Source organism: Bacillus sp. TH25, from assembly GCF_016650935.1.
GTDB classification, from domain to species: Bacteria; Bacillota; Bacilli; order Bacillales; family Bacillaceae_G; genus Bacillus_A; species Bacillus_A mycoides.
In genome coordinates this window covers 203,202-215,480 of sequence record NZ_JAEKEU010000037.1, presented here as the reverse complement: position 1 = coordinate 215,480, position 12,279 = coordinate 203,202, and the positions used below count along the sequence as shown (strand labels likewise).

5 protein-coding genes are annotated in these 12,279 nt (G+C 36.9%); all 5 read right to left on the bottom strand.

All coding sequences use genetic code 11. The features are described from left to right. Positions 1 to 11: 11 nt before the first annotated feature. A complete protein-coding gene (locus JFT89_RS20135; RefSeq protein WP_201040525.1) occupies positions 12 to 971 on the bottom strand; it encodes a tyrosine-type recombinase/integrase in 960 nt (319 codons plus the stop codon). 103 nt (positions 972 to 1,074) lie between these two features. Further along, a complete protein-coding gene (locus JFT89_RS20130; RefSeq protein WP_201040524.1) occupies positions 1,075 to 1,446 on the bottom strand; it encodes a hypothetical protein in 372 nt (123 codons plus the stop codon). A 15-nt stretch (positions 1,447 to 1,461) separates the two neighbouring features. Further along, positions 1,462 to 5,826 carry a phage tail spike protein gene (locus JFT89_RS20125; protein ID WP_201040523.1) on the bottom strand — a complete coding sequence of 1,455 codons (4,365 nt, stop codon included), beginning with the start codon at positions 5,824 to 5,826 and terminating at the stop codon, positions 1,462 to 1,464. Next, entirely contained in the window at positions 5,823 to 7,310 is a 1,488-nt protein-coding gene (locus JFT89_RS20120; protein WP_201040522.1) for a distal tail protein Dit, read from the bottom strand. Before JFT89_RS20120 ends, JFT89_RS20125 begins: the two co-directional genes overlap by 4 nt. A 37-nt stretch (positions 7,311 to 7,347) precedes the next feature. After that, entirely contained in the window at positions 7,348 to 12,273 is a 4,926-nt protein-coding gene (locus JFT89_RS20115; protein ID WP_201040521.1) for a phage tail tape measure protein, read from the bottom strand. Between the last annotated feature and the right edge of the window lie 6 nt (positions 12,274 to 12,279).

Below are 12,279 nucleotides of genomic sequence, written 5' to 3'. Positions count from 1 at the left end.
AATATGCTTCTTTACGCTGCAAAATAACTTGGATCCATTCCAAATATTTCTGCAATATCTTCTTCACTTCTATCTTTTAGGTAAGATTCAGTTGTGGAAATATCAGAATGGTTAGCAAGTGATTTTAATTTTTCTAGCGGTACTCCTTGTACTTTTAAATTATCTAATCTGCTATGGCGGAAACAGTGAGGATTGATTTTAAATTCCTTGCCTTCCTTTTCGTACAGCATCTTAGCGAATATTTTGCACCAATAATTAAATACACTTTTGTTTAACTGTCTTCTCTCACCATTCTTATAAACACGCACAAACAAATCTGGAATAGTATCTTTACCTCGTTGATTTATATATAAACGAATACATTTCTGTACTCGGAGATTGTAATACAATCTGAATTTTTTACCGCGTTTACCTCGGACCACATTTGTATAATATCGTTCTGTCAGTCCTTCTTTTTGAACTTGGTAAACTTCATTCTTCCTTGCTGCACTGTAGTAAGAAAGTGCTAAATAAGTTGCTAACATATATTTCTCTTGTTCAAGTAATTCATCAATTAACCAATTAATTTGGTCATCAGTAATAAATGTAATTTCTCTAATTGGATTCTTAGGTAAACCACGTACCCTTGAACCTACATTGAATTCATAATTGTAGTCATCATCGTCTGCGCAAAATTCAAGCGCTGAACGTAAAGCGCTCATCAATCCATTTACACGTGCATTAGACATTCCCATTTCTTGAAAAATAATAGATAAATTTCGGATGTCTTTTCGTGTTAAATCAATAAGGTTTTTATTTTCGAAGTGTTCATGTATTAGAAACAAAATGATTCGTAAATCCCAATTGTATTGCTGTAAAGTGCTTGCCGCTTTCCCTTGTGCTTTCTTTTCGATTAGAAAATCTTTGACTAGGTTTTTGTTTTCTTGGCTAACATGCTTTTCATAAATTGCTTGGTCTACTATTCGTTTCACACTGATCATCTCCTCAAAATAAAAAGAGAAGCGAAGTTGCTCCTCTTGATCTATGAATTGAATTTACTCAAAGCCGTATTTTGTTCAAAATAAAAAGACCAGCTTACGGCTGCTCCATTTCTGTTGTGGTTTCAGTTGTTGGAATTTCTTGTGGTGGATTTTTACCCGTAAGTTTGAAAAAATCATCTGCACAAATATTTTTCTTTGCGAATCCCATGTCTAATTCATATAGGCGTGAACCACGTCCACATAGTTCACATCTTGTTGCAATTCTGAAACAGATTGTTCCATCAGACATTTCTCTCCACACTTCGACCTTACTAGTGCCATCAGGAATGCCAGCATTATTTAACATATCAGCAGGTATAAGGACGGAAATCCCTGTATCGGCTCTTGTTGCATCAACCAACCTCCCCATAAAAGGAAAGCTTTCACCTGCTTGAAGTGGCATCATTTGAATATCATACTTATTCATCTATATCTCTCCTTTTTATCCAAGGGCATTGAATTTCCAACCATTCGCACTGCTCACATAAAAACCCGGACCGAGATTACCGTCTGTAAAACGAATATGCCCCCAACCTTGAAAGGCATTCCCACCGAGATTTACACCTTGTACAGCTCGTATATTAGTAGAAAACTTAACATCTTTTTCTGTTGATATATCAAACGTTTGCCCGTCTGCTGCTGGTTGCAATATGTTATTTACACCACCTATTGCAATACTATTAAATGGTTGAAGACCAGCGGCTCTTTCTGCTGCTGCTCTATCCCAGTTATACATAGATGCATATTTCCCACTGTATAGTGTTACACCTGATACGCAAATCGCTGTACCTGCACTTATTTGCCCATTTGCAGAACACACTTTAATAATCAACGCATGCTCTTGTGGCTTATAGTTTGTTGGTACCTTGAAAGTATATGAATATCTCCTAATCTCTCCGTAAAATGTAGATGGCTCAGGAAAGTCCATTTTTTGCTCGTTCCAGATGTCATAAGACACATTATCTCTAAATTTCACACAACATACATGTAATCGTGGTTTTGCTGTTTTACGTACACCATTTATCATAGATGTTCTAAAGTGAGCAGATACAGTATATTCATTTCCAGGATGTATTCCATTGTTAACTACTGCTTCTGGATAGTTGTACATGTCTACCCTTGCTGCATTAACCATTTGTTCGTAATCAAATACAGATGTATTTTTTTCTATAACTACATTGCCCTGTGACTTCCAAGTAAGACCATATCCGCCTTCAAAACCATAGTAATCTGCATGTCCAATATTTTTCTTTCCAACACTAGAAAAATCGGGATCTGCTATTAAGTTTCGTCTTGATACCGCAGTTGTTTTTGTTCCCCATTCATCTTTGAAAAGAAAATCTAACATGTTAACTGTTACACCATTTTTATCGATGGTAATTTTATCACCATTAACGTTAATGATATTCGTATCGATACCCTTTGCTGTTAACCATTTCACCATTGTATCTGCATTAATATTTACCTTTGAAACATCTATTACTAATTTTTCTGATGAAAAGTTAATAGCTGCGATGATATTCCCTTTTTTAACTTCTGCAAGGATTCCTTCATCAAGAACCTTAAGTTTAGAACCCATCTCTTCAACGTAGGATTTATCTGCAAAACCATCCTTAACTTCATTTATGGTGTATGTGTTCCTTTTTAAAGACTCAAATTCAAGCCCATCTGCTTTTGCGTTAATAGACCTTACGAGTTCGGTTACTTTTTTGTCATAATCTTCAGTTGCTATTTTCTCACCAATCAAATCTATTAATTTATCTTTATCAACAATGTCAGACGGATTTTCCATAAATGATGATGGCTTTGTACCCACTTGAAACAGTGGTTGAGCCGCCCATAAACGACCGTTGCGCCTGATCCAATGCTTTGCTTGTATTGATTTTGTCCCCGCCACAATTTGACCTGTTACAAACGAACGGACCCATATACCTTGTGTCAAAGTTATTTCTTGCTGATATGTTTTTAACCTATTTCCGTTACCATCCAGACAAATAACTTCGACCATCGACCCTTTATCAACACTAGCTTTGTTGTCGGTATAAAAATAAGCAGAATAAACGAAATCCCAGTCAGGACCATTATTTATGATTGTTTGAACTGCACCTCTATATGAATCCTCTGTAAGACCAGAGGTGATCGTTCTAAATGACACTGCGCCCTTATAAAGAACTGAAGTGTCTCGTATTGTTCCTGTGTGTAAAGACCAGTATTTCGTACTTTCTTTTAATACAGAGTTGAGAATCATGTTTATATAACTAATACCACCTACATACTCCTCAACATCCTTCATTTTCAATGATAAATTCAATGCATTAGTATGTTGTTCTATCGTTGTAGCAGCTTCAGTTAATTGCTTGCCTTGCTGTGTTTGTGTTTCTTGTAATTTTTTAACGCTTTGATTGAATCCTTCTGCATTCTTTTCTACAGTATTAACCCTTTCACTAAAATCACCTTGTGTTTTTTCTACTTTTTTAATAGTTTCTGTAGTACCTTCCACACTTTTGATAATCTCATTTGTTTTCTTAGTGAATTCATCAGTTGTTACTTGGTCTTCTGGTGCTGGTGTCCATTCAGTTGCTTTATTACCTATTTCTATTTGGAAATTACTAATTTTCAGAGTACCTACCAAACCATCACAACGCATGTTTACACCAAGAAACGCTGCTGTACCTGTAGGGATTGAAGCAACGCGGGAATATCTACCCTTTTTATTCGTAGAATTAAAGGTAACAGTACCTGTAAACCCTGGATAGGGATTACTTCCCTGCATGTACATCTTACCAGCTGGTGCATCACCGATAACTTCCCAGTCAAAGGACACCATAAACTCCTTGCCGTCCATAATGTCGCGGGAATCACCTGCTGCAAATTTGTAAATAGTTGCTGTTTGGTTATTAATATTAGTACCAACCATAACAGCCGGAATAGTTGTACCTACTACAACGTTACGCCCACCTATTTTGGTATTAATAACTTTTGTTTCTACACTCTCTAACTTTTCACTAATCTTCCCAGCTTGCTCTTTAATTTCAGTCGTGGTTTTCTTTAGATCATTTGTTGTTTGCTGCACCTCAGAGATTATCTTTTTTGTGCCTTCGGAAGTCTCTACTACTGTATTTAATTTTTCAGTAATTTCACCGTCTTTTTTTGTTAATAATTCTATAGATTTAGTAAAACCTTCGTTGGTTTGTTTCATTTCAGAGACAGTTTTATTAATTTCACCTTGAGAGTTTTGTACATTTTTAATTGTTAGAGAAACCTCTTGAAGATTTTCTTTCACTTCCTTGAATTGTCCTGAAGTTTCGTTTTGTGCATCTTCCACTTTTTTATTTAATTCTTTTTTTGTGGCTGCAATATCTTTATTCACTTGCTCCAGGGTATCTTTTTTAACGGATTCTACATCAGGAATAAGAAGCTCCCAGCCTGTTCCATTCCATACCTTTAAAACACCAGGCTTACCATTACTAATATCTCTCCATAATGTCTTACCTACTTTAAGATTATCTGTTGGCGGATTAGCAGCTTCGATGATGTTAACCGTATTATTCTTCAAATTCTCTTGAACTTTCTCGGCTAACTCTTTAGCAGCTTTAGATTCTTCACGTATAGTTTCAATTGTTTTTCCGTTCTCTTTTACCAATTTGTCTAGTTGATCTAACATTTCTTGTTTATTACCTAATGAACTAAGGATTCGATTATAAATCTTTCTTAACTCCTCATTCTGATCAACAATCTCACGATAATCACCGAACACATATTTATCTTGTGTAGGGTCAGTGAAAGATTCATCGCCAGCAATAACACGAGCTTCTAAGTACAATTTAGGTGTAAATCCTGTATCCTTAATTCGGATTGTATCTCCTTCATTAATCAACTCATGAGCTAGTCCGAATACACGACCAATTGATTGTGCTTCAACTTCATAAGAAACGGATGTATTTACACGTTTCGCTAATTCCATTTTCATGAGGGTCATAAGACGTTGTGGTGTCATATCTTCCTGATCAGTTTCCGGAGTATAGAAGCCATATTTATGTTTTCCATGTTCATTCCACCGCTGGAATGCATCACTATCTGTAATATACGGAAGACCATAATTTATACTCTCAACTGTAATAACCTTATCGCCTTCACCTTTAACGAAACCCACTAAGGCTGTGCAAATATCTCTCGAATGTTCGATACGTTTAACGCCAACTAAATCTTTCCCTAGCTCTACTTCTTTTCCAGTTTCTTGCCCGCGTTTTTTTATCATATCTACATACCAACCGATAATTTGAGAGCCGACTACTTCTACACGATATTGAATTTCTAAACTGAATAATGAAGCGATTTTCTTTAAAAACGTAAGTGGATCGATAAACTCATCGATGGTCATTGTGTGGAATCCAGCGTATTCAGTAATACCACGCTTCCATTTCATGCCTAGTAGTGCCATATCAATAAACTCATTAACAGTCTTACTCTCTATCCGTTGTGGATTTATAAAACCATCTTTTGCTATTTGAATCCAAGCGCCAGAAGCGTGTACAGTAACGGACCTATCATCAGAATCTCTTTCGACTTCATTATTGATAACGTATGGTACAATACGTCCGTCACGAACTTCTTTCAAAATTAAGTTTTGCTGCTGCAATGTAACTGCCTCTGGTGTCCCATCAAAAGTTTTAAATTCTAGCATGTCTACATTATTTTTAAGTTCCCATTGGCGTTTATCGTCCCAATAATCTTTTGGTTGAATAGCGGATACAATTTGATCTGTTTTAAAATCCACAACATGAAGAATTCCACTTGGCGTTCTCATCTATATCTCTCCCTATAACTAACAGTTGCTTTAGCATCTGGTGGCATAATATCAATACGATTCTCACCACGTATTATGGTTGGGAAATTGCTAAAAATGTCTTTTGTGTTTATTGCGTTCTTCCCGTTGATTGTGACAAGACTTCGCTCTGTATCGATAATGATTTTATCTCCAGCTTCAAAAATATATGGTTTTGTGTTTGAAGGAACTTTATTTATCTTCCAAATCTTTAAATCGTCAATTTGCATTGTATAAACAGGTGTATTTCTATCCCATCTACAAATAGCAATCATAACTTGTGCAATTTTCCGTTCTGTCATCGGATTCCCTGTTTCATCAATCCAACGTTCAACTAATGAAGCGTCGTCTATTTGTGTACCGTCTCTAAAACGCGCTACATAGACAGACCATTCTTTCCCACGCCTTGCAATACGCAACCTTCCGTAAAAATTGTTGAAAGTACTAGGGTGTGCTCCACTTGTATCAACTAATTTTCGAATACTGTTTGGGGTCCCACTATTGCCAACTTTCATATGAGCCTTTGTAATTTCAGCATCCCAATATAAATCATTCATGTTTATTCGAGCTACGACATTGCTTGTTTCATCAAGAAGAGTCACTTCTACACGTCCCATTTGGTTTATATGTTTAGACTGCAAATGCACCCATGCTTCCATTTCAAAGTCTTGTATTGGTCCACCAGGTATATTTTTTTTTGCAATACCACCATGAAAACCTTTCGTTCCTTCTTCACCATAATAAGGACAGAAAATACCAGTTCCATCTTTAACTTTGAGTTCTCCGGTTCCTTGCATTTCCTCTACAAATCCCTTAACAGGAGTCCAACCTACAACTGTAGACATATCGTCCCACATAACCCTTTCTCGTTCTTGAATAGTTGTTTCTTCCACTGTTAGGGGATAACCAATTCTAAAATAATCACGATCATACGGATATTCACCAAACCATACATCTAAGAATGTACTTGGTTTTGAAGCTTCAATTTCAATTAAAGCTGGCACTTCTACGCTCCCCTTATTTACAAAATAAGAAGTAACTTCTGTAGTTGCTTCACGCTTAAAGGTGTATGTGTTTGTTTTCCCTAACTTATAAGGCATTGGACAAATGAACTTTAAAGTACCTTGTCCGATGTCTACAAATTCATCAACATCGAATTCTTCATCTATAACAGCTAGATAGGTTCTGTCAGGCTCTGCATCGAAAATAAGCTCTTTTGGCTGATCTGTGATTAACCAATCTGCTATATCTTCCTTAAGTACTTTTATATCGGTTCCAGATGGAGCAATTATGCCAACAGGAACAGAAAAGACACGCATTTCAGTCTGTGTATTTAATAACCTAGCTCCTGGATAACTTGGGACACTTAAAAAATTCCTTCTTACCGGTGCCCACGCTGGTCTTTTCCATCCTCTTTCGATGTGAATATAACTCTTCTGTTCCCCATTAAATGAAAAAGAACTCATCTTATCACTCCTTTTGTACAAAAAAAGAAACCCAAATCTAAAAGACTGAGTTTCTTGCTACTGCTCTATTTTGATATTCAGTTATATATTGATGACTCACACGCGCTATTTCTCTTCCTTCAATTACAACAGGAATTTCAATATAGATCGGTTCAGCTCTTTCATATGATTGTTTAGGAGCTTTATCATTATCTGTTCCAGATTGAATAACTCTAGGACTATCAGTCAAGACTTCTCTCCACCTAGAAAGACTCCCTACATCATAAATTGAAAGACTTTCAAAGCGATTTAATTGTTTTCTTATTTCTTTAAATGTTTCGTTCATATTTTCAGGGACTTGTGAAAATAAATCATTAGGATTCAAAGAATGTAATCCTTCGATTGCCCCCGACACTGTATCCTGCAATGCATCTCTAACTACTGAATATTGACTTTTAATACCGTTCGCCATACCACGTGCTATACGAACGCCGCCAAAATCCATGTTTTTTGAGTGTAATTCATCTGTTAATGATCCATACGCATTCATAGCAAGATTACGGCTTTCCTCTTCAGCTAGATGCGATCCCTTTTTAATACCGAGAGCAAACCCTTGGCTAAAAGGTTTTCCACCCTGATCCCTCGTTAGCTTCGAAGGAGAGTTTACATCTAGCGTTGCCTTTAATGCCTCAAATGCACCACGCGCTAAACTAGACGCTACGCTTCTTACATTCCAATCTCCATTCGAGATACCTTTAGCAAATCCACTAGAAAACGCTTCACCTGGACTAACTGAACTAACACTTTTAAAACCAGAGTTTCCACTTTCCGCTACATTTGAACCACTTGATTTTGCTTGCCCTTTTGTATTCTCCATACCTTGAGCAAACTGACTTCCACCTTTTTGACCTTGTGGGGTACCGTTGATTGTATTAAATCCAGCATGAGCCGAAGAGACAGCTTCTAAAGCACTTCCTCTAATATGACCATTTTGATTAACGATACCACTTGCAACACCTTGTCCACCTTGATTACCTGCTGGGTTCCCGTTAATAGTACCGAAAGCGCCGTGAGCACTAGCAACTACTTGCAATGCACTTCCTCTAATGTAGCCATCTTGACTCATTATCCCTTGACCTAGTTCGCTGCCACTCTTACTTCCACCGCCACCATCTGTAGTACTTCCCATAATTCCTTCCACAGATTGTTTCTTTCCTGTTGCCGCATTCTCGGGAGCTGTATTACCAGAAATGCCATTGGCCTGCGTTTGACTTATGTCAAATCCAACCTGAGTCAAATCTATTTTAGCTCCATTTTCAACCAATAAAGCAATTGCTTTTGCTGCTAGTTCAGCGTTAATGGAGCCATTTTGCATACCTTGAACGAGTGTCTGTACATTAAATTGTCCAGCTTCACCAAGATCCACTTGAACATTACTTTTAATATCTAGCCCCATAGTTTGTGCGACTTGTGGTAAGGATAATGCCCCAATTTGCATTCCATTAATTAAAGTTTGAATGTTATTCTGACCTTCTTGAGTAGCATCAACATTCATTCCGTTTTTAACGTTTTGTTGAAAGAATTGGAATACAGTATCAAAAGATAAGGTTCCTGTTTGAAGTCCTGTTATCCACGAATCCATTGTCATTTTTCCATAGATTCCTAAATCTATTGTGGTATTACCTTGCATGTTTTTACTTAGGAATTCTCTTACTTCGCCAGTATCCTTAGTTTTAATACCATCAATCCATTTTTGCATGGATTCAATACCACTTTGTGAAAGGTCTACTTTATAAACGTCCTTCAATTTATTTGCATTGGCGGTTGCTACAGCTGAGGAATCTAATTCGCCTTTTTGAAGTTTCTGCAAGAATGTATCAATTGTGAATTGTCCAGCTGGTCCTAAATCAATTTTCATTTTACCGTCAATTTCTTTCGCCATTGATTCAGCTAACAATCTAGATGATTCTGTACCTTTCTGAAGTTCAGAGAGGTACATTCCTATACTTTCAATCTTAGATTTTCCATATTGCAACTCATACCGAAGTAATTTATCTTGATAATCTTTTTCCGCTTTTTCTTGATCGCTTCTAAATCGTTGCTCTAAATCAGCGGATTTTTCACGGAATCCATACGCAGCTTTGAACCGTTCGCCCCACCCTTTATCTTCCGCTTCAATTCTCTTAGCTTGTGATGCTAATACTTCAGAATCTTCTTCCTTCATGTGTTGTTGTAATACCTTAAATCCATCATTTCGAATAGATTGTAAATCATTCACATGTTTTGATTCATAAAGTGCAATAGCATCCAATGTAGCTTTTCTTTCTTCAGGTTTGATTTCACCTAATTTAAACGCTTTTTCAACATTTTCACGCCAACCCTTGGTTTGTTTTTCTAAAGATTTAACGCCATCCTCATATACTTTTATAATGCTTTCAAATCTTTTTTTACCAGCATCTAAAGATAACATTCCTCCAGCTTCAATTTCTTTCGAAATAGATGTAATCTCTTTTGCTTTTGTGTAGAATTGCTGAACATTTTTATCAGCAACCTGTAAGGCTTGTTCAAACTTTTGAGCGAAATCTTTTGGCATTTTCATGGTATCTCCCTGATACCTTTTTATGCCCTCTTCTAAAATCTTTTCTGCTTGTGTAGCAACTTCTATTTCTTTATTAATAGATTCAATAACATTATTCTTAACCTGTTCTAATGTGTTCTTTGCACTTTCAGGAACAGTTCCCATCAGCTGACTAAACATCTTATTAAATTCGCTTTTCTTTCCTTCTAATTCTTTGATGACTTCATTCGTCATTCGTTGGAAAGCTTTGATTGTTTCATCAGCCGCTTTATTTGCTTCTTCACCTGTTCTTTGCTTTAAGTCCATCATGTTATTAATTGCTTTATCTTTTAAATCTACATAAGCACCTGCTGCCTTACTCGTTGCCTCACTTACATTTTGACCAAATTTAGCAATATTCGATTGGGCTTGATTTGATTTTTCGTTCAGATCAATTAACGCTATGCCTAGTGCACCTACAGCAAGAACAGCTCCCGTAATAGCTAGAGCAATTGGGTTTGCTAACAAAGCACCTATTCCCATTGCTAAAAAACCTACAGCTGTTGTTACCCCAGCTATCCCAAAAGCTAGTAAAGCACTTTTTGCGATCATTTGTTGCGTGGATTCATCTAAATTATTAAACCAATCTACAACACCTTGAACACCTGATACTACATCTATCAAAATAGGTAATAACGCATCGCCAAATGATTTTTTAAGGGTATCTACAGCACCGCTTAATTCTTCAATCTTCCCTTTGGTTGTGTTCATTTTTGTCTCAGCAACTTCTAAGGCTGTTACCTTCGACATTTCTGAATACATATTTTTAACACCATTTGCGCCCTCTTTATAAAGAATGTTAGCTGCACGAATGGCATCAGACCCAAATAATGTATACATGTAAGATTGCCTTTGCTCAGCTGTTAACCCTTGCATCGCCATTTGAAGAATATCTGCTATATCAGACATTTCTTTTAAATTTCCATTTGAATCAAAAAACGCATTCGTCATGATACCTGTAGAAAATGTTAACTTTTGGAACGCTTTTTCTGCTTTTTCAGATCCAACTTTTACACCAGCTTGTTTAGCTGCATATTCTGATAAAGATCCTGTTACATCTTTAAAAGAAGTGGAAGTTGGTTTAATACCTTTTTCTCCAAGAAACTGCATTGCTTTTCCGGTATCAATAGTTATTAATCCTAACTCACTAAACATATCGTACGCTTCATTAGACTTAGGAATTAGGTTTGCTAACATGGTTTTCAATGAAGTACCTGCATCCGATCCTTTTAAACCATTCTGTGCAAATAAGGCTAAAGCAGTTGTTGTATCTTTAAAGCTAAGCCCTACACCAGCTGCAACTGCTGAAACCATTGATAAACCAAACTTCATTTCTCCAACACTAGTTGCTGAAGCATTCGCTGCACCCGCTAATAGATCGGCCGCTTGAGCTACTGATAAGTTATCATCCTTAAATGCATTTAGAGCTGTCGAAGCAATTTCTGCTGCATCTCCCAATTCTAATTCCCCAGCTGTCGCTAAGTTTAGAGCACCTTCTAAACCACCATTAATAATGTCAGTTAGACTTACCCCTGCTTTTATTAGCTCTTCAATACCTTGTCCCGCTTCCACAGATGAATATTTCGTTTTTTCTCCCATCTGCACAGCAAGCTCACTAATTTTTTTCATTTCATCGCCAGTTGCACCAGAAACTGCTTGGATATCAGCCATTTTTTGTTCAAAGTTCATGGATTCTTTCACAGCCATCGCAAGTCCAGCACCGATAACTCCAGTCATGGCTGCAAAGGTAGTTCCAACTTGTCCGCCTACATCCTGCATTTTATTTCCTGTATCACGCATTCGTTCTCCAGTACGATGCAGACGATTTTGTTGCTCAGCTAATTCGCGGTTTGTTTCTCTAATTTCATTTTGAATACGTTCTTGAGCTGTTTCAGCACGATTCATAGCAATCGTATTATTATCAATCTGTGTATTTAATCGCTGTAGCGCTTGACCATTCGATGTATATTCAGCTTGAAGTTGTTTTAACTCTTGTTTCAATTGCTTTGCTTCTTGCGAATTACGACCAAAATTTTGTACAGCTTGGTCATACTGTGTTTCAAGTCGTTCCATGGATGCCGCTAATGTTAAATTTGAAGCTTGTAATTGTTCTTGCTTTTGTCGTGCCTGTTCAATTTTCTGACGATAATGTTCAACTTTTTGACCTTGTAAGGTGAATTTTTCATTCAAATGAGTTAATTTATTTTGCAACTGTTCAACAGAATTCCCAAGTAATCTAGCTCGTTCGCTCGTTAGATTAAACTCTGAATCTAATAAGCGCAAACCTCGATTAATTCCTGCAACTCCATTTTCAAACCGTTGGGTGTCAAGCGTGACCCGCGCACCAATCTCCATATCTCCAGCCACTTATCT

Coding starts and splice junctions, on each gene's coding strand:
- JFT89_RS20130 (WP_201040524.1), bottom strand. CDS start 1,446: ATGAATAAGTATGATATTCAAATGATGCCACTTCAAGCAGGTGAAAGC.
- JFT89_RS20125 (WP_201040523.1), bottom strand. CDS start 5,826: ATGAGAACGCCAAGTGGAATTCTTCATGTTGTGGATTTTAAAACAGAT.
- JFT89_RS20120 (WP_201040522.1), bottom strand. CDS start 7,310: ATGAGTTCTTTTTCATTTAATGGGGAACAGAAGAGTTATATTCACATC.